This window comes from Aureibacter tunicatorum (assembly GCF_036492635.1).
Lineage (GTDB): Bacteria > Bacteroidota > Bacteroidia > Cytophagales > Cyclobacteriaceae > Aureibacter > Aureibacter tunicatorum.
Window position 1 is genome coordinate 3,608,401 of the sequence record NZ_AP025305.1, and the last position, 19,900, is coordinate 3,628,300.

Annotated in this window: 21 protein-coding genes; 7 read left to right on the forward strand and 14 right to left on the reverse strand. The window is 35.1% G+C overall.

The window, feature by feature from the left end; all coding sequences use genetic code 11:
- Positions 1 to 138: 138 nt before the first annotated feature.
- The 4 genes from AABK36_RS15170 to AABK36_RS15185 all read left to right on the forward strand — a co-directional run bounded on the left by AABK36_RS15170 (position 139) and on the right by AABK36_RS15185 (position 4,166).
- Positions 139 to 981, forward strand: coding sequence for a PH domain-containing protein (locus tag AABK36_RS15170; RefSeq protein WP_479680299.1), 843 nt, complete (start codon positions 139 to 141; stop codon positions 979 to 981).
- A gap of 65 nt (positions 982 to 1,046) precedes the next feature.
- A complete protein-coding gene (locus AABK36_RS15175; protein WP_309938036.1) occupies positions 1,047 to 1,808 on the forward strand; it encodes a hypothetical protein in 762 nt (253 codons plus the stop codon).
- A 255-nt stretch (positions 1,809 to 2,063) separates the two neighbouring features.
- Positions 2,064 to 2,996: an alpha/beta hydrolase gene (locus tag AABK36_RS15180; RefSeq protein WP_309938035.1), complete on the forward strand. Its 933-nt coding sequence runs from the start codon at positions 2,064 to 2,066 to the stop codon at positions 2,994 to 2,996.
- A gap of 243 nt (positions 2,997 to 3,239) precedes the next feature.
- Positions 3,240 to 4,166: a helix-turn-helix domain-containing protein gene (locus tag AABK36_RS15185; protein WP_309938034.1), complete on the forward strand. Its 927-nt coding sequence runs from the start codon at positions 3,240 to 3,242 to the stop codon at positions 4,164 to 4,166.
- A gap of 67 nt (positions 4,167 to 4,233) precedes the next feature.
- Here the strand turns inward: AABK36_RS15185 and AABK36_RS15190 are convergent, their stop codons facing one another.
- From AABK36_RS15190 to AABK36_RS15245, 12 genes are all read right to left on the reverse strand, one after another.
- Positions 4,234 to 5,355: a proline and serine-rich protein 1 family protein gene (locus tag AABK36_RS15190; RefSeq protein ID WP_309938033.1), complete on the reverse strand. Its 1,122-nt coding sequence runs from the start codon at positions 5,353 to 5,355 to the stop codon at positions 4,234 to 4,236.
- Positions 5,356 to 5,676: 321 nt separating this feature from the next.
- Positions 5,677 to 6,138 carry a hypothetical protein gene (locus AABK36_RS15195; protein ID WP_309938032.1) on the reverse strand — a complete coding sequence of 154 codons (462 nt, stop codon included), beginning with the start codon at positions 6,136 to 6,138 and terminating at the stop codon, positions 5,677 to 5,679.
- Positions 6,139 to 6,406: 268 nt separating this feature from the next.
- On the reverse strand, positions 6,407 to 6,691 hold the full coding sequence (locus tag AABK36_RS15200) for a hypothetical protein (RefSeq protein ID WP_309938031.1): 285 nt from the start codon (positions 6,689 to 6,691) through the stop codon (positions 6,407 to 6,409).
- 23 nt (positions 6,692 to 6,714) lie between these two features.
- Complete coding sequence (locus AABK36_RS15205) at positions 6,715 to 7,833, reverse strand: NAD(P)/FAD-dependent oxidoreductase (protein ID WP_309938030.1); 1,119 nt, start codon at positions 7,831 to 7,833, stop codon at positions 6,715 to 6,717.
- A gap of 399 nt (positions 7,834 to 8,232) precedes the next feature.
- Positions 8,233 to 9,024 carry a toxin-antitoxin system YwqK family antitoxin gene (locus tag AABK36_RS15210; protein ID WP_309938029.1) on the reverse strand — a complete coding sequence of 264 codons (792 nt, stop codon included), beginning with the start codon at positions 9,022 to 9,024 and terminating at the stop codon, positions 8,233 to 8,235.
- Between the two features lie 41 nt (positions 9,025 to 9,065).
- A complete protein-coding gene (locus AABK36_RS15215) occupies positions 9,066 to 9,785 on the reverse strand; it encodes a VanW family protein (RefSeq protein WP_309938028.1) in 720 nt (239 codons plus the stop codon).
- The gene (locus AABK36_RS15220; protein ID WP_309938027.1) at positions 9,782 to 10,456 is read right to left on the reverse strand and encodes a class I SAM-dependent methyltransferase; all 675 of its coding nucleotides are present in this window, start codon (positions 10,454 to 10,456) and stop codon (positions 9,782 to 9,784) included. Before AABK36_RS15220 ends, AABK36_RS15215 begins: the two co-directional genes overlap by 4 nt.
- Before the next feature lie 168 nt (positions 10,457 to 10,624).
- Positions 10,625 to 11,161, reverse strand: coding sequence for an SMI1/KNR4 family protein (locus AABK36_RS15225; RefSeq protein WP_309938026.1), 537 nt, complete (start codon positions 11,159 to 11,161; stop codon positions 10,625 to 10,627).
- 44 nt (positions 11,162 to 11,205) lie between these two features.
- Positions 11,206 to 12,444 carry a serine hydrolase domain-containing protein gene (locus tag AABK36_RS15230; protein WP_309938025.1) on the reverse strand — a complete coding sequence of 413 codons (1,239 nt, stop codon included), beginning with the start codon at positions 12,442 to 12,444 and terminating at the stop codon, positions 11,206 to 11,208.
- 380 nt (positions 12,445 to 12,824) lie between these two features.
- A complete protein-coding gene (locus AABK36_RS15235) occupies positions 12,825 to 13,106 on the reverse strand; it encodes a hypothetical protein (protein ID WP_309938024.1) in 282 nt (93 codons plus the stop codon).
- Positions 13,107 to 13,153: 47 nt separating this feature from the next.
- Entirely contained in the window at positions 13,154 to 14,638 is a 1,485-nt protein-coding gene (locus AABK36_RS15240) for a serine hydrolase (protein ID WP_309938023.1), read from the reverse strand.
- Between the two features lie 70 nt (positions 14,639 to 14,708).
- Positions 14,709 to 15,287 carry a GNAT family N-acetyltransferase gene (locus tag AABK36_RS15245; RefSeq protein WP_309938022.1) on the reverse strand — a complete coding sequence of 193 codons (579 nt, stop codon included), beginning with the start codon at positions 15,285 to 15,287 and terminating at the stop codon, positions 14,709 to 14,711.
- A 361-nt stretch (positions 15,288 to 15,648) separates the two neighbouring features.
- Between AABK36_RS15245 and AABK36_RS15250 the strand changes: the two genes are divergently transcribed.
- Positions 15,649 to 16,461: a hypothetical protein gene (locus AABK36_RS15250; protein ID WP_309938021.1), complete on the forward strand. Its 813-nt coding sequence runs from the start codon at positions 15,649 to 15,651 to the stop codon at positions 16,459 to 16,461.
- A gap of 29 nt (positions 16,462 to 16,490) precedes the next feature.
- Here AABK36_RS15250 and AABK36_RS15255 read toward each other — a convergent pair whose 3' ends face one another.
- Positions 16,491 to 17,444: a hypothetical protein gene (locus AABK36_RS15255; RefSeq protein ID WP_309938020.1), complete on the reverse strand. Its 954-nt coding sequence runs from the start codon at positions 17,442 to 17,444 to the stop codon at positions 16,491 to 16,493.
- A gap of 127 nt (positions 17,445 to 17,571) precedes the next feature.
- Between AABK36_RS15255 and AABK36_RS15260 the strand changes: the two genes are divergently transcribed.
- Positions 17,572 to 18,024, forward strand: coding sequence for a MarR family winged helix-turn-helix transcriptional regulator (locus tag AABK36_RS15260; RefSeq protein WP_309938019.1), 453 nt, complete (start codon positions 17,572 to 17,574; stop codon positions 18,022 to 18,024).
- A 69-nt stretch (positions 18,025 to 18,093) separates the two neighbouring features.
- On the forward strand, positions 18,094 to 18,468 hold the full coding sequence (locus AABK36_RS15265) for a DoxX family protein (RefSeq protein ID WP_309938018.1): 375 nt from the start codon (positions 18,094 to 18,096) through the stop codon (positions 18,466 to 18,468).
- A 97-nt stretch (positions 18,469 to 18,565) separates the two neighbouring features.
- On the opposite strand, the gene AABK36_RS15270 is transcribed toward AABK36_RS15265, so the two are convergent.
- Positions 18,566 to 19,849 (reverse strand): hypothetical protein, encoded by a 1,284-nt coding sequence (locus AABK36_RS15270; RefSeq protein ID WP_309938017.1) that lies wholly within the window; start codon positions 19,847 to 19,849, stop codon positions 18,566 to 18,568.
- Between the last annotated feature and the right edge of the window lie 51 nt (positions 19,850 to 19,900).

A 19,900-nucleotide genomic window follows, 5' to 3' on the forward strand; every position in this document is an offset into this window, starting at 1 on the left:
AAGAATCAATAACGTTTCTTTGAAAGAGCACAATACGGTCTTATATTACCCCTTAAATATACTTTTTAACCAAAAACAACGACCCAAGATATTTTAAAATAATACGGTGTTCGTAATTTTAATTTAGCCATTATATAAATGATAATCAGAAGAAAAAATCGATTAATCAAAAAACTTCTAAAACACGAATTGACGCAATTACTCATACTGTTGCTATTTATTTGTTTTCTGATTATTTACACATATTTCGACAGCAGATCAACATTTGAATTTTCCATCATTACAAGCTACTATTACTACTTTCTAATAATTTATTCTATTTTACTAATACTTTCCATTCCTTCGATCTTAATGTATATCCATTATTATCAAGAAAATAAAACCATGGACATTGTTTTAGACGAGAAAGCTCAATCCATTACAATTAGTAAAGATAATCAAACTAAAATCTACAAATTCAACGAAGTAGAGTACTCTGTTTATAATCTTGCGATTTATTACAAAAATAGAGCTGACAACAGAAATCGAAAAAAAATGATGTTATCAAACTTTGCCTATTGGGATTTAAAATTCTCAGATGGAAAAAGATACTTCATTACGAATATAATGGTTGATTTTTTACACAAAAATAAATTGTTCCTCCCCACAAGATACAGGTATAGATTCTTACCATTCATTGATAAAAAAGAAAGCAACAAGGAATATAAATCCAACCTAAAGCAAAAAGATATTGACCAAATTAATTCTTTCGCACAAAAATATGGACAATACAGCGATCACTTAGTAGAAATAAAACACTATGATGACAATAAAAACGACCTTATAGCCAACAGTGACAATCATTACATGAAAGTCCATAAAAATAAAAAAATAAATGAATTAGAAAGAATTCTAGCTAACAAAGAGATATATAATGAAGAATGCATTCAAGCAGTAACTGAACTCATTAGAATCAAAAAAATGGAAAAGTCTATTAAATAAAAAACTTAACCTCTTTCCCCTCCCATATTAAAAACTCATACTCAACATTAATTTTTACAACTCATATGTTATTTGGAAAAGTAAAATCAACGGTAACACCGGAAGACAAGGAATGGATAGAAGACGCATTCTTATGGTTTGAAAACGTATATGGCGCTAAGTTCTTGAAATCAATTCAAATCATTGAACCTACCCAAGATTTTTTCAACTATACATTCACACAGTCGGAAGATGATGCACATTATTTAATGGGTCGAATTTGTGAAATCATGCATATTGATCAAAGATTGATAGAATTATACTTTTTCAATGACGCTCCCATGGAATTTGAACAAGAAGGGATTTACACCACCTCTAATCCTGACGATACCGGCAAGAAAAATCATTGGGCTTTAGGAGAATTTTCTCAAAAAGAAAACGGCAAATTCCAAATTGGCATTGAGCTCAAAGAATTGCAAAACCCTGAATCTCTGATATCAACCATGGCGCATGAACTTTCCCATTTTAAACTCCTTGCTGACAATAGAATCGATGGAAATGATGAAGAACTCACTGATTTAAATTGCATCATCTTTGGTTTTGGAATATTCTTAAGCAATTCCATATTTAGCTTTCAGCAATGGCAAGGAGCTTCTTTTGGAGGTTGGGAGACAAAACGCTCGGGCTACATTCCGGAACAAGTAGCGACTTATGCTATGGCTTTGCTTCAAAACTATCAGCAAGGAGATGATTCTTGGTCAAAATACCTGAATAATTCGGTCAAGAAAATGTATGACAAAAACATCCGCTACCTGAGAAAGACTAAAGACCAAATCAAATTCAAATAGACTAAACAGCTAACTAAAAGAAGCATAAAAATCGAATTTCTGGTTGACAATGATTAAGACTGCTCATTGTAATCCCCCCAAACAACAAGAACTTAATTGCTTCCTGCAAACTCATAATCAAAATTTAGAAGCAAAATACCAGACTCGCAAAAATGTATACGTCATCTACAAAAATGTTTAAGTTCAAAAGGCTCTTCACGATCTAACTTTGCATCAGTTAATAATCAAGATCGCAACCACCTAAATAATAATATTATGAGCAATTTCAAAGCAGGAACAAACGAAGTAACTTTTAAAAGTCAAGGCGCAACATTGGCGGGACTTATTTTTACACCGGAGAATTTTGACGCATCCGAGAAGTATCCAACCGTGGTATTTTCTGGTCCTTTCAATCAAGTAAAAGAGCAAATGGGATCTGTTTACGGCAAAAAAATGGCCGCTTTGGGCTATGTATTCTTGTCATATGATCCGTACAGCTTCGGTGAAAGCGAAGGCATGCCTAGAAATAACGAGCATGCTCATCATAAAATGGAAAGTATCCGAGACGCGGTTAGTTATTTAGGTACTTTGCCTTTCGTGGATAGAGACAAACTCTTTGGATTTGGCGGATGCGCAAGCGGAGGATACATGCCAATCGTAGCGACATCAGACAAACGATTGAAAGCTATCGCCACAGTGAGCGGAATGATGGACAACATGGCGTCTTACTTCGGAGCGATGAGCAAAGAACAACTTATGCCACTATTCGAAATGGCGAACAATGCTCGGCAAAAAGCTTACGAAACAGGTAACATGGAATATTATGACGCATTGAACATGAATGCAATTGATCCGAACAATCTTCCTGAAGGCGCAGTAGGCGAAGGCTACGACTACTACATGACAAAAAGAGCAGGAAAAGAAACATATCCCAACTATTCGCACATGGCTCCGATGACATTGATGGAGAATGCTCCTATGACAAGCGCTGTCACCTATGCTCCTTTTCTTTACACGCCATACTTGGGCATTATCGGCGAGAAGGCTGATACTGGTATTCTCACCGAGATGTTTTACGATAAATGCAGCGAGCCAAAGGAGCTTTTCAAGGTACCAGGCGCCACCCACGTTAGTCTTTATGATATAGACCAAGACGTAGATCAAGCCGTGGCGAAAATGGATGAGTTCTTTAAAAAACACTCCAAATAATACGCTTAACATTTTCACGGTTTAGGCTTATATTATTTTGTTTCACTTAACTTGATATGCGCGATTGAATAAAAAAACAAATCTGTCAAATCGTAAAAAACATCGCCACACATGTGCAAGAAAGTCATTCGGTTTTCTTGCGCTTCCAATACTTGAGCATGAGTAAATGATCTATTCCACATTGAAACTCATCCTTGAGAATCTAGTATACTGACCAAAAGACATTACTATTAGCATGACGATATGAAAATGATAAGCTACAATTCTATTTCAGAATTCCATAAAGAGAACAACTTTTCACCACCAGAAAATCCTTTGTTTAGCATCATCCACACTCAAATGAAGGAAAGCGAGACCAGCAAATGCGAAGAAGAAAAATCTGAGTCAATCAGCATGACCAACAACTTCTACTCTATCAGTCTTAAAAATATCATTTCGGGTGAAATAGTATATGGACGAACCAAGTATGATTGTACTAACGGCACATTGCTCTTCACAGCTCCAAATCAGACCATGGTATTCAAAAATATGGTGTTCAGTTCCGAGGCTTTTCACATCGCATTCCACAAAGATTATCTCAATGGAAGCCCTTTGTTTGACAAGATCAAAAAATACCATTTCTTTAATTACCACGTGAATGAAGCTCTTCATCTATCGCCCAAAGAAGAAAAGCTCATGAAGTCTCTATTCAAAAATATCGAGACCGAATACCATAACAACCAAGATGAATTCAGCAAAGAAATTATCCTGTCCCATTTGGAGACTTTGCTAAAATACGCGGATAGGTACTACAAACGACAATTTTTGGATCGAAAACAAATCAATCAAACCTTGCACACTCGCTTCAAAAATATACTAAACGAATATTTCGCCACGCAACAATTGGAAGAAAAAGGCATACCAACAGTTGATTGGCTGGCCAAGCAACTGGGCGTTAGTCATCGGTATATGAGCGATACTATTAAAGCGGAAACGGGCAAAACCGCCGTTGACCAAATCAATCTGTACCTGATCGAAGAGTCCAAAAACTTATTGCTCGCACCCAACACTTCCATATCGGAAACAGCATATAAGCTTGGCTTTGAGTACCCGCAATACTTCTCGAGATTATTTAAGAAGAAAACAGGAATAAGCCCAAAAGAATATATAGAGTCAGCAGGGATGAATTAAATAAAAAGCCCAAGCCAAAGTTACTAAAAACCTTGTTCGGGCTACATTATTCTAAAATTAACGCTATTTATTGCTGTTCCAAGAATTCTTCAAGAGCCTCTTTATTCTTATTGTAAGCCAGCTCTTTGACAGCCAAATAGTATTTATGCTTGTCTGATGTAAATTGATAAGCCATCTTTGCAAACTTAAGACGAGGAGCATCCAAGTTGAACAAGCCCATCAACTCCACTACTTGAGCGGCATTCACGCAACCTTTGACTTGCAGATACTCACTGGCCATAGGAACCGGCTTACCTCCGCTATCAATTTCGGACTTCAAATCGTCTCTCAAAGAAGAGAATTCATTATATGTCAGCGCGCAAGGTTCCGATGTACTGCTTTTCGGCTTTTCTTTTGTCTCCTCCACAACTTCCGCGACTTCTTCGACAGGCTCTTTATACGCGGAACTTTTGATATCAATCGTTTCAAACTTTATCTCTGTCAAATTCAGCACTTGGAATACGCCCGTCCAGTCAATAAAATATTTAGAATTTCCTTCAGGCGTGATATTAATCGCAAATGTATAGGACTTCCCATTAAACACAATATCTCCCTTCTTCACAATCTTGGCCTTTCCCCCTTCGACAGTTATTTTCTCAAGATCGATTTTCCCCACTCTATTTTTGCCTCCTTCGTAAGAACACTTCACTTCAACGAATACGCGGTCGCTGTAAACATTGTATTCCATAAGCTTGATTTTAAAATCGCCAACGCTCTGATTCGCGCCGGAAGCAAGAGTCAACTTATCGGCATTTAATGATTCGCCATTGCCCACAGCATACCGGATGCCATGCAAATTAAGCTTCAACAAATCAGCATGAGCCTTAATCGGAGATTTTACTCGGAACGCATTGTATATGGTTTTGCTTTCACCTGATTTCAATACAGTCTGTCCAGAGGTTGGTCGCATCTCGCCGTCTCCTTGAAGCAAGGCTATCTCGGATCTATCAATGACTAAAACTCCGTCGCCAACATTCTTCGCTTTGTAATTGATATAATAATTGGATGAAGACGATTTCACTTTTTCAAAAGCAATGCTGACTTGATTTGCGCGAATCGTCTGCGGGATATTGTACGTCGCAACTTGCGCGAAAGCGAGATTGAGAAGAAATAAAGTAATAATTGAAACAAAAGTAAATTTTTTAAGCATATGATTCCCCGTTTATTCGTTGAAATAGTTTTGTTCTTGATTAGAATAAATTAATGCGACTTTTGACTCTAATGCCGTTTCAAGATAAAAACATATTCGATCATTTAAAAATTAGGGGAAAGGAATTAGAAATTAGAGTAAATTGAATGCTACAGGTACTTTCTCTATCGAGAAATAATGACAAATTGAGTAATCCGTACCGTTAAGAATATCGCTAAGTCTACAAACATCTCTTTCAGTTTTGTTAAAAAAATCGAAAGACACTTATTTAATCAACCTGAGATAAGAAATGAAAATTTACAGTTGCGAGTTAAGTATGGTCTATACCTCTACTTGAATATTTTGAAAATGAGTTCTTATAAACTCTCTTAATTCACTTTCAAGATTTTGCTTTTTAATATCCTGAAGCGATAATTTCTTTTTATCTCCCGAATATGTTTCTATAAAAATTTGATTACCTGATGTTAGGCTTTTGTAAGTAAAATAAGTCCCTGTTAAAATTAGAACAATAGACATTGCTATTTCTTCGATATAAATTTTACCATAGCTATCATCAAACAAAGCTTGATATACCTCATTAATGTATTTTATACCAAAAATTAAAATTCCTACTCCAATTGCTAAGATGACTATCCAATTATTAAGCTCCATTCCCTTAGCTATTCTAATCCTTTTTATATCTTTAGCCAAGAAGGATTTATAATTGTATCTGCTTCTTAATAAATGAATCCCTTTTGAATTGATACCATACTCGGATGTTTCAAAGTTATAATTGTCTGTCATATTTCAACATAATACATAATTACACATTATATAATAAATTGAATTAATATTTTAATTAAAAAACACTATCAATCATATTACATACTAAAGACATGAAATTTAACAACACATCCTAAATTAAACCAAGAAACAACTTTAGCGAATCAGCCCCAACATAACTTGAAGCTAATACTAGAGCTGATTATTAAGATTTAAAATTGCTAATCTATGAATGTTGAGACCGGCAAGCTTGAATGAAATACTGAAAAGGCTTAAATAAACTAAGGATTTAAACTAAAATTCTATTGAGGTAAAATAAGGCTAAAACGATGCTAAAAATCGTCCCGAAATATCCAAATGAACGTCTGATAAGATGATTAGGGTGATTGAGCTTTTCCACGCTCATCTCATCTTCGCCAATATCTGACATGGAGATGTACATGGCGCCAAAAATTATCCATGACAATGCCGTTTCCAAACCATTGGAAAAATAAGCCAAAATACCTGAAATGACTAAAGCAAAGCCAGCGATCAAATGAAGTCTTTCAATTGTTATTAAATAGTCTTTCTTCATATTTTATAAAAATTTTTCAAATGCTAACAAACACATTCTTCTCCGCAACAGCTTAAATCCGACAAATAAAACCCATTCCTTTTCCAATTTTTCACTAACGAGACTATATCTGTAACGCTGTACATCTCCTTGGTCAAAATATCCTCCACGATTACCCCAAATCGTTGCCTGAACTTGTATATAAAGCAAAAAATATGATCGCCATGCCTCACAGAAGGTCCTGAGAGATAAATATTATCCTGATCATAAAACTCATCATTGTCTTCATTTAAAAGCGGATAACCATCATCTCTGAAAGTAATCAATTCTTCTATGGGTTTTTGAACCAAAGAAAAGCCTGTAGCGCAAATTGGTGCATGTTTCGTTTTAAAAACCGTTTTATCCTCCAATAGAACTATGTACGTATCATTTTCTTTAGTCACTGACACTACTTCGCCTATTATTTCGGTATAGTTTGAAGAGCTCTTGAATTTATTGTATTTGACAAAAGTATAAGGAGACAGTACTACTGATGGATCGCTTGTATCTGCTTGATCGACACTTACTGGATTTATTAAAGTAACTCTTTTATTATTATTTATTAACTCGGCGGCTATTTGAACTCCACTCTCATAACCACCTATAACTATAAATTCTTCCCCCTTCAGATTAGCAGGTTTCTTGATCAAGGAGCTGTGTATGCAATATTGAGTTCCTTGGATATTATTGATTTGTGGGTTTTGAAACTCTCCGGCAGCCCAGATCAGATACTTGCATTTATACTCGCCTTGATTAGTCTCAAGCACAAAGCCCCTGTTGACTTTTCGCACACCGCTTACCTCTGTGTTGGTCTTCACGACAAGCCCTTGATACGCTGCCAAGGCTGTTAAGTATTTAGCATACTCTTTGCCATTCAAATGCTCTTTATTGAAAGAATAAGCAGGTGAGGATGCTTCACATATGGAATTCAGGTCCATTTGCCCGAAAGCATTGCTGGGAAACGACGGGGTGATCATCTCCATGTTTTCCGGCCACTCTAAAAACGAATTTCCTATGTCTTTTTTCTCTATTACAATATAGTCGATATCCGTTTGATTGAGTAGTGAAGCAACCCCAATCCCCGCAGGGCCAGATCCGACTATTACCACATTGGCAACTGTCATATAACTAATCTTTCAAAAATGTAACAATATTGTAAAATTAAAATATGAAAACCATAAATGCAATATTGTTGCATTTATGGTTTTCATATTTATTATCGCTCTTCTGTTGTTTTATTCCTGTCCAAAATATTATTTATAAGAATCAAGATTCGGCTTAGGATATAAGTGATTACATTGTCGATGCTTGATTTTTAGCATAAATATTTCAAATCAGCCATGCGGACATTTCGTTTACCTCTGGCATTTATGCCTCTAACAATTATAATCTTTGCCTCCATCCATAATGAAAATTTATTAATATGAAAGCATGATTTATTTGAAACTCAAAAAATAGCGCCCCGCTCTTGATTCGAAATTAATAAGCACATTTACTTTTCTAAAAGCTAAACAAGCTTTTAATTAATCTAATTGAAATCTCTTCTGTTTATAATACCGACGAATAGCACCGCTCTCAGCATACTCATATATAATCCTCTCATTATCAACATACTGCGTCAACATCTTTATATTTCCATTTGTGTAGTATTGCCTAACTTCAATTACATTATTAACAAGTTCTTCAGATTCATATACATTCTCCGGCATGGAATAACTATGACTCAAATAATTCAAACCCTGCTTATTATAAAATCTCCAGATCCCAATTCTATGATTATTTATATAATCACCAATTACATAACTATCTGAAAAATATTCCTTCCAATAACCTTGTTTTCTCTCAAGATGATCAATTCTATTTATAGTATCATTATCTACAACCTGATAGGATTGAATAATAGGTTTAGCATATTTACTCGGCGAAACTTCTATTTTAACTCCATTGAGTAAATATTTTTTAGAGGAATCAACTCCAATAAGCTTGAACTTCAACTCATAAAAGCAATCGCATAAAACAATATCATTAGAATCAGTCGTTGCAATCAAGTTGATCGAATCGTTTACTAATTCAACACTGCCTTTTTCAAGATCACCACACATGCCAGCAAATGTTATTGAAATTTCGGTTGTATCTTGATAGTGAAAGATATTAGATATCCGCCTTGCGAAGATTCTCTTATCCATAACTATATCTTCACATTTACTTGAATAATCGATTAGTCTCACCTGAGCTTTTGCATCAATAGTCCCTAGTAATAATGACATTAGGAAGAATATAGTTTTATAACTAAGTGCAACGTTTTTATTTACCATAATTAATTACCTCTTTTCAAACAGCTCTATTCTCTAAAAAATCAGCTAGCATTTAATTCTATTTTATGATTCTGATAAACAGATGTCAAAGCTTTTTTATTATTGATCATTGTATCCACGACTTTGATGCTATCATTTTGATTCGCAATGATAAATTCAACTTGATTGATATTTATTGCCTCGGGATATTTCACATTTACAGTGACTGAATCGTCTTCTACATTAATTTGAAAGCAAATTGGTTTTCGTAGATTATTTCTAATTTTCAAGTCTTTATAACCAAAGGCTACAGTAGCATCTCCCCCTAAAGGCATATATCTTGTTTTCTCATCGTAAATGTCAACAGAATGATTATGCCTTTCAAGTATCTCGAACCCGCAGTGAATGCTAGCCAAATATATTAAACCTGAAAGCTGACACAAGCCTCCTCCAGTTGATTCAATTGTTTTGCCATTGATCAAAGACCTGCTTTTAACAAATCCTTTCGCTGTAGTAGGTTTGCCTACGACTCTCCAAAATGAAAATATTTCGTTAGGAAAAATAGTTATCTGCTCGATGAATGACCTTGCTATGATTATATTTCGTTTCTTGAATTCATTTGATTTTAAATCTTGTGTGATTGAAAAAACATTTATTCGAGGTGTATCCTCATGTCTTCTTTTCGCAAAAGAAAAGGCATAGCCATTTAATAAGTCAAGCACAGTATTTTTCAGAACATGAACGGCCACTTTCAAATTTGTAGGAACCAACTCTCTAATCATTTTTTCTTTAAAATAAATATCAGATGAGAACTATACTCTTTGAATATGGAATTGCAAAAAATGGTATCAAGCGGAATAAATAGCTTTCTGAACTTTTTGGGAATGCGATGAATTGGAAAAAAAGCAACTCCATGATAATCCACAATTTCCCAGTCATTATTTATAATACCTTTTAATTCATCATAGCTTATTTGATATCCTCCATGCCATGAAGTTCTTTTAAAGCCAAATAGCCTTCGGCGCTTTTCCGAAGGAATATCAAAAATAAAGAGTCCATTAGCCTTGCAAATTCTAGAAACTTCTTTTTGAATTCGTGTTAAAGTCTCCAAATCCAAATGCATCAAAAGATGGAATGAATACACATTCTCAAAAGATTTATCTTCGAAACGCAATTCTTCAGCATCACCATGGACAATAATCTTACTTGGAAATTTATCACGGCTAAGTTTGATCATTTCAAGGCTTATATCCGCTCCATATTTAGCAAAATCAAGAAAACGGCCTGTACCACATGCCAAATCAAGATTCTTATCTATTTTCTTTTTTGATAAATACTTGTTGAGCACTTTAAGCTCTTGGCTATGAATGTACTTCCCATAACTATTCGAAAATCTATCTTTATCATATATTCTCGCTAAGCTATCATAATACCTAATTATTTCTGCTTTCAATATTTTATCTAAATTTTCTTAACCAATACACAACAGCTTAATGAAGTTAATTAAACATAAGTATATGCTCCTATTCTTATTAGCTGACATCCTATTCACTTCATCTATCTAAGATAAAAATATATTTATCAACCTTTCAGAAAAAAAGTAACCGATATTTCACAAGTTTTAAGTTAATGAATAGAATTTAATTTCATCTTCTGAACCTAAAAGAGATTCTATGCACCCTTCAAGATTGAATATATTAAAAAAATCATTTATTGTATTCTGACATTTGAAATGCTCATTTGACTGGTTATATATTAATTTTATTTGCCCATATTCAGCATCATTTTGATTTAAATTTATAAACCAATATGCACCGCCAAAATTATAATCCATAAATGAATAATAGTTTTGTGAGTTTTTTATTAAACAATTCGGTTCGCCAACAGCGTTAAATTCCCATAAAATATTATTCACAGACTCATTCTCACTATAATAACCAAAGTCAAACTCATTAATGTTTTTCAACTCATCAATAGATAAAAATATTAAAAGTCCTCCGTCATATGCTCCATTTGTCACTAGATAAAGCTCTCGTAATAAAGGTGGAAACTTGATTGACAATTCTTTTTCAATACGATCAAGTTTCATTTCTTCAACCCCGCAATTTATTTCATGCGTCGCTTCTTCTTTAAACAATTTGATTATTTCAGAAATCATGTTGTATTAAATACGTTTAGAAAATCTATATCACTAGGCTTATCTTAATTCAACTTCGAAGCGTACTCTCCAAGCTTATCATATATCTTGTAATAAGCATTGACTCCGTTTTGATTCTCAATATTTGTATTTACGAGCAAGATTCTTCCTACTTTATCTTTTGCATTGAAAAACATCATGGATGATACTCCCGGATCCCCGCCTGTGTGTCCAATATTGTCCATAGCCGAAAAACCAATGAAAATCCCAATGTCATAATCATCTTTATAAGGATGATTTGGATTCCTATCACTGAATTGCTCAGCTGTCAATTGCTTTTTAAATAGTTCACGATAACTCCTTTGAGAAAGAAGAGTGCCGCTCCCCGAATATCCTTTAATCAATTCGTTAAGATATTTGCTCAAATCGCTAACCGTAGTCAACAAACCACCGTCAGGGTACGTGATCAAGGAATAGTATGGCACTTTAGTCTCTGGATTGGAATACAGCTTGGATACATTTTCAAATTCAACCGAATCATAAGTCCAACTCGAATGTGTCATATTCAATGGACGAAGAATATGCTCTATTGTAAAATCCGCATAAGTCTGATTTGAAACCTGCTCAATTATATGCGCGGCAAGAGTAGAGCCTACATTGGTATATTCGAACATTTCTCCAGGTTTATTCGCCGAAAAAGCATCTTTATCATACCAATGACCTTGTGCCGTCAAATAATTCTCTAAAAACTCCGAAAGCGAAATCTTATCCTCATTGGGATTGAAGCTCTGGGGAATATCCTCAATGCTAACACCATCACTATTCCCTTCCAAAATGTAAGAACGGTTCATATAATCTTCAGTATCCATTATTGATGAAGTATGCGTGGCTAAATGCCTAATGGTTATAGGATCATCAGGATGAGACGGATTATTTACTTGAAAAGGCAAATGATTGCTTATCGGATCGTCAAGATTCAATAAACCCTTTTCTTGCGCTTTCAGCAAAGCGATTCCTATCAACGTTTTCGAAACTGAAGCAATGGGTTGGATCGTATGCGAAGTGTAGGGTTTCTTCTTTTCCATATCAGCGAAGCCGATTCCTTTTGCATAAATCACTCCCGAAGAATCTACAACAGCCACTCCCAACCCGTTGAAATATCCTTTGCTTAATTTCTCGATTTCGATAGTTAAACTGTCTTTTATGGCTTGACTTTGCTCGCTTTTTAGAGATGATCTATTTTCTTGCTTGCAAGAAATCATCGCAAATGTTGTTAGTAAAAAAATTAGCAGTGTTTTGTTCATTGTATTTAGTTTAGCTTATATTAATTCTGGAATTTTGAAAGGTTTATCAATATAATTGGCATGCTCAATCAGTCTTTTCTTTCAAACCTTTCTCCATCCCATGTAAAAACAATCTTATATGTCTTAATCCATTTATCAAATTGATTAGTTTGGGGGTTCACCTGATACTCAATAGAATTATCTTCTGCTGATTTTAAATCATAACTTGTATTCAAAATGATTTTTTCAGAGTTTAAACTATCAGAAAAATTATTCGATAAAAATTCTCTTGCCTCTATAATTTGGGCAACCCAAGATTTTCATTGAGACTAATTCCATCATTCGAGTAATCAAATGCCAAAACACGATGTTGATCAAATGCTCTTCTTGCTCCACCAAATTTAGAATAAAACTACAACCGATGAACCATCATTTTTTTTAAATTCCCGGAATTGAATGTCAACAAATCCACTCTGTCCTGTTTTAAAATAATACTGCAGTCTAATAAACCCCCTCTCTTCCATATATTGAACTTTCATTGTTTCAGTAGTATCGCCTCCGGGTAACGTATATACTCCGAATGAGATCAATGAATCTTTTGCTTCTTTTGTCAACCTAGGAGTGAACATTAGCGGAAATGATTTGAATACTTCCTGAATACCTTGCCCGAATGACAAATTCATAAATAAAGTGGTTAAAGTTATAACGAGTATTAATTTTTTCATTATAGTTAGTTTCTGAGTTTCGCCAACATATTTGCTCCATGAGTATTATGAGGATTGAGCTTGATGGATTTGCTATAAAATTTGATAGCTTTCCGACTATTCCCATTGAGCATATAAGCTTCACCCAAACTGTCAAACAAGTTCCAGTCATTAGGATATTCTTCCGCATTCAGCTTGAAAATATCAATGGCTTCTTTAGTTCTATTCATTTCCAATAATACATAACCGATGCTGTTCAAGGTGTTTTCATTGGTTGTGTACTCATCACTTTTTGATTTGAGAGCTTTGTATCTGCTGATCAATTGAGAAGCTTTTTCTTTTTTCACATGCTTTAGCAAAACCGACAACATACTTTTCCTATAATCCATTTCTTGATCATATTTCCAGCCAAGCCAATTGCTTCTTATTAACTCCCATAAGTTGCCTCCATTTCCAGAATTGGTCATCACAATCAGCCCGTCTTTGGTTTTGTCATTAAATTGAAAGAGAGCTCTCCATCCATCATTGGCACCACCATGCCCTACCAGTGCCACTTTAGAGCCATTCACCTCCACGGAATCCACAAAATATCCCAAGCCATAAATACCATTGGAAGCAGGCACTGGCTGTTTCATCAAGTCCATCGTAGATGGTTCTAGAATACCATCAGCCTCTGATGCCTTAAGATTGGCATATCCGAATTTCACAAAATCCTCAAGAGTAGTATGAAACCCTGCAGCCGCCTTGGCGGTAAATAATTCAAATGGGTAAATATCGCCAAAACGATCATGCTCATGAGATGAAGCCTTTAATATTTCATGATCAATAGTGTAACTGCTACTGGACATTCCCAGAGGGTCCACTACCTCTCTTTCCATGTAATCTTCAAACTTTTCACCAGTTACTTCCTCGACAATAAGCTGAAGCAAAGTGTATCCGCCTCCCGAATACTTCCATTGAGTGCCAGGCTCCATGATTAGTTCCACTCCCGAAGGTCCATTGTTTTTGCCAGAAAGCGACTCTTCAATACTCGGCAATGTGTCGCTTGGCGACCAACCCGGATAGCCAGAAAGGGACAAACCAGCCGTATGGCTTAGCAAGCGCCTGATCGTAACTCCATTAATATCATATTTCGACTCCGGCAAATGCCATCTAGTAAGATAATTTTCCGCAGGATCATCAAGGCTGATTTTGCCTTCCTCCACCAGTTTCATTACACCCCAAGCGGCAACAGTCTTTGAAATGGATCCTATATTAAAGCCTGTTTTGTCAGTTACTTTTACTTTATTTTTGACATCCGCATAACCATAAGTTTCTTTATGGATTATTTCGCCATTTTCAAATATCGCCACAGCGACTCCCGGCACGGCAAACTCTTCCTGCCAAAGTGGTATGTGATCGTTCAAACTCGAAAGAAAAGCTTCTTGAGAATCGATATTCGATTGGGCTGAAGCGAAAAAAGGGCTAGCGATTAGACAAGCTAATAAACTGATAGATTTAACTTTGAACATGCGTGTGTTTTGTTTGATATTAGAGGTTTGATGCTACAGGAAATATTGTGATATACTAAGAAAGCTGTTTCTAAACCATATCATATGCTTTTTTCCACTCATGCTGAAGAATACTGTAAACATATGTCCCTTGGCTTTCTCCATATGACTGGATATTATAATTTCTTAAAAGTCCTTCTTTGACAGCGCCGATTTTTTCTATTGCTTTTTGAGATTTGATATTAGCGATATCAATTTTAAATTCGACTCTTCTAAGGTTTAATTCATTAAAACAATAGTCGAGCAACAAGCTTTTGCAAATAGCATTAACACCTGTTCCTTGAAATTTCTCTGCTATCCATGTCCAGCCTATTTCCAACCGTTGATGATAAAAGCTAATATTGCCAAACATAGTCACTCCAATGGGCTTATTATCTTCTTTGTCTAAAATCATCAAAGGATACAGCTCCTTGTCCTTTTTTGCCTTGATGCAATAGTTGAAATAATCTACCAAGTCTTCTCGATTATGCACTCTTGCTCCAAACTCCCCAAGCTCTTTATTGTAGCTTATCGACTCTATTTGGTCAATATCCTTCATGCTTAACGGTCGCATTAATACCGACTCGTTTTCAAGTATTAAATCTGTGGAAAAAAACTGTTCTATAGTCATTTTGATATTGCAAATTCTTGTAGTTGTTGAATGCAAAACAATTAAAAGATAAAAATCTATTTAATTCATAATTAAAACAAAAAAATAACAAATAAGAGTTTGAAATATATTTTAACGCAACTATTATTTAATATTATATCTCTTTAAACTAATTATATCATTAAATTATAAGAGTTGAACAACTTCAATGTATCATAATGACTAAATGAAAACCAAAATCAGAACGGAAAAGACAAAGTCGACCTCCAAAACATGTATAAACCAAGCTCAATAAATCTAAAAAAGCACAACACTGAATGGTGGATTATTATAGAGCCGAATTCCGATATTGAATCAATTTTAATCTTACATTTTTTTAATCATGAGCAGAAAAGACTGGACCAATGAGAAAGTTTTTCAAAGGTTGCTGAACAACAAAACGGAAAAAAGTTACTGGAAAAATATACAAGAATTAAGAAGTAGAGCAACGGAGGATATTTACAAGCAAGCTTACATTCTAGCAAAATCAGATACTGAAAAGCACCAAAAAATAGGAATTGACATATTGGCTCAATTAGGTTACTCGCCAAGACTTCGCCAACAAGAAACAATTGATTTGTATTTCGAATTGCTGAACTCAATAAAAAGCTTGGAAGTATTATTCAGCTTGCTCTTTGGAATAAGCCATAACAATGACAATCTAAATGATAGTCAAGTATCCCAACTAGTGCGTTTCAAAAACCATAAAGACAAAAATATACGCTATAGCTTAACTCATGCTCTAAACGGGATCAACAATGGCAAATCAATCCAAGCGCTTATAGAATTGACAGAAGATAAATACGCTCCTATAAGAAACTGGGCGACATTTGGACTAGGAACTTTATGTTATGATACAAATGAGCAAATTATCGAGGCTTTGCAGAAAAGGACTAAAGACAAGCATCAAGAAACAAAATTAGAAGCACTTGTAGGTTTAGCCGAAAGAAACGTCACTTCGATCAAAGGTGAAATAATAAAGGAACTCAAAGGTGGTGAGTTTGGAACATTATTATTTGAAGCGATAACATTATTGAATGACAAAGATTTCATCCCATATTTAGAACACAACTTAAAATCTGCTGAAAAAGAAAATGACATAAATGAAAGATGGTTGAATGATCTTAAAGGTTGCCTAAACAGTCTGCGTTCTTGACTTAGCAAAGCAAATTGAAATGATACAAATTATCGATGAACCAATGAAAAGTCATGATCAACCAACACAAGATTGATACAACTTGAATTATAGCATTGATATTCCTTCAAGGTCAAATATCCCTGAATTGTAAGGTTTTCATTGACATACACTACGCCATAATCATCCAGCTTATCAATGAAAACATGAGCTAAATGCAATTCATCTTCGCTTTTTACATAAAACTCTTCCATATCCCCCCTTTTTTGAAAGGCTCTAAACTTAAAATTCTCATCACTTAAACCATACTTTTTCAACAAAACAGAATCCAGTTTGCCTATCAAATAATCCTTTTGAAATTCATATTCATCAAGACCATTTTTAGCGATTATAAGCTTCACTTGGTAAATATTATCTGAAATTAAATAAGCATACAACTTTATAAGATCTATCAAACGAGCTTTATTCGAAATATAAACTTCAATATTTCTCTTGGAACGGTCACAACAATCGCAATCAAGAAATATCAAAGCATCTTCAAAACTCATGTAAACACCATTGGCAAATACTGTCGCTTGTTCCTTCTCTCTAGTCAATATAAAAGAATCATTCACACCTTGCTCTTGCCGATAATTGCAACCATTGATGGGGAAATAATTAATAAGCTCACTTTCAAAAAGCTGGTTTTCAAAATCCGTTTTAGAGTATTCATAACCACCTAATCTCAAAATTGAGTCATTCATTAGTATGATATTCTCTCTGGATTTTTTTCCATTTACAAAATTCAACTTTATACTATTATCAACTGGACTCAACCTAGCCTTTTGAGTGAATAATGAATAAATCAAATCAACAGAATCACCATTGAAATTGAGCGCATATGGGGTCGACTCATTATAATTAAAATAATTGGAAATTTCCCAAACTCCATTTTCTATCTTTTTCGTTTCATTGCACGATAAAGAAAAAAGCATCACCAAAAAACTTACAACATACCGAACCATGCTGCCATAAATTTAACTTTCACACTATTTAGCTATACAATATATGAAAATTCAAAAAAACATAATTTAATTACCATGGTAAGTAAATTTTCATTAGATTTGACATATCAATCATTAAATGCAGCAAATGGGAAGAATTGAGGATGAAATGAACACTAAGTTTGCAAACGGCAAACAAAGAATGATGTCCAGCATAGTTTTTACGAGCAACTGGATCCAAAATAGATTTGGTGATTTTATTAAACCTTTCGGAATTTCATCTCAACAATTCAATATTCTGAGAATTCTTCGCGGAGCTAAAGAGTGGCTTAGCATGAATGAGGTAAAGAAAAGAATGGTTGAGAAGTCTCCAAACACCACCAGGCTTTGTGACAAACTTTTGGCTAAAGAGTTGATTCTTCGCGAAAAGTGCCATGAAGACAAACGTGTTGTATACTTGAAAATTTCAGACAAAGGGCTGGAATTATTATCTGAAATAGACCAAGCTGAAGCTCAAATTGACATGTGCGATTATTTTGAAAATTTCACAGAAGAGGAAGCTGATTTGGTCACAAATGTTTTAAATAAAATGCGAGGATAAAAAATTTTGACCAATTAATTACCTCGGTAAATAATGTAATTACGAATTATAATTTAAAATAATATTATCATGAAAAACAAAAACTTGTTAATCTTCAGAATCTCAACTGCCTTGCTTACAATGCTAATGCTATTAAGCGCGGGCATGTATTTATTCAACTACGAAATGGTAAGTGAAACTTATATCAACATAGGTTTTCCAACTTTTATAATTTACCCTTTAGCCATAGCTAAAATATTAGGCCTCGTTGCTATTTGGACCAACAAATCAAAAACATTGAAAGAATGGGCTTATGCAGGCTTTGCTTATGACCTCATTCTTGCCGTAGGCGCTCATGTCAATGTCAATGACGGAGAGTATTTTGGAGCGGTAATAGGCCTTTTGATTTTAGCTGTTTCCTATTATGCTGATAAAAAAGTCAACGCGGAACCTGTTGCCGCATAAAATATTCAAAACTGTCGTTTCCACTTTAAGAATCGACAGTTTTGTTTCATAACCAAGCTAACAAATTAATCGAGTATTTAACAAAAATCCATCACGATCAAGACTCATTGTTCAAAGCCATTATCGTCAAAAAAACATCATGAGCTATTTTGCCAAGCTCTTCGGTATTATTCGTATATTGAAGCCTCCTGAGTTCAAAGATCGGCACTGACTGTTTTTGAGGACCGATCTTATCAAACATTCCCTCCCAGCTCCCCATCGTATTCAAATCTTCTTTTTGAAAATCAGGTCCCGGATAGTTTTTAGTAGTCAGAGCGTCCACGCCCAATGGAATATTTCTTATCCAAAGTTCCCTAGACAAATGATCAAGATCTTGGATAGGCGCGTGCAAATTCTCTCTTCTGACACCTTTTGTAAAAAACTGTTCTTGCATGAAATGAGGACAACGAAAAGAAGGATCAAAGTCGACCAATTCGAATATTCTCATAAAATACAATCCATCATCCTGCTGAAAAAACTGCTGTTCCTCATCAGGAAGCAACTCATAGATGCTTGCAAAATCCGTTCTGGCCATGACCGGAAACATGCCTTTGGTATATGTATGAAAATTGATCATCGGGCATTCGATATAGTTGACCATAAGCGTTACCAAACCGATAAGCTCAGGGCTCGGCTGATCGAAAATCATTTCATCCCCATGCTTTCCAAAGAACTTGTCCAAGGCTAGCCTAGCTTTATCATGGGCGTTTTTCATAGATTCCATTTCCAATCTTGCTGGAGGAGTGTTAACCGACTTGATTCGAGTCAGGCGCTCATTCATGGAATTAGAAGGCGGCAATTCGCCTGAGCGGTTTAATAGATCAGGAATCTTGGAAATTTTAAGTCCGACATTCGCTTGGGCATGAAAATCAGGAACCTCTCCCTTGGTATCGAATATCGCATCCTCCCTTACTACCTGTCCTTCTTGTCTAAGACATTCCACTGTAGGAAGCTTATCGCCATCAGCACGATATTCCCTTTCAAGGATATTTACAACATTCTCGATTCTTTTAAATGTGTCCATGGTTGACTTCAAGCCTTCGGGCGTCTCAGGCTCCGGATCAGTCACAAACTCTGGTACAGACTGATCCGTAGGAAGATCGGCTGTTAATTGATATTTATCGCCTTTGAGCAAGACTTCCTTGCTTTCATGAGGATATCTGAATCCATAATTTTTCCTGCGAACAGCAACAGGCAACATTTTGAGATCTATCGGACTCCACGTTCGCCAGTTTTTCACTTCCACTTCAAAACCAACATCCCTTTGAATCACTCCACCACTCCCAATTGATGAAGGGAAAGACGTTTTTTTCTTTTGGACAGGAGTCTGGGAAGCGTACATGACTTGTTAACCGCAACCAGAGAAAGTAGTTGGTAAATCGTCGATATTATA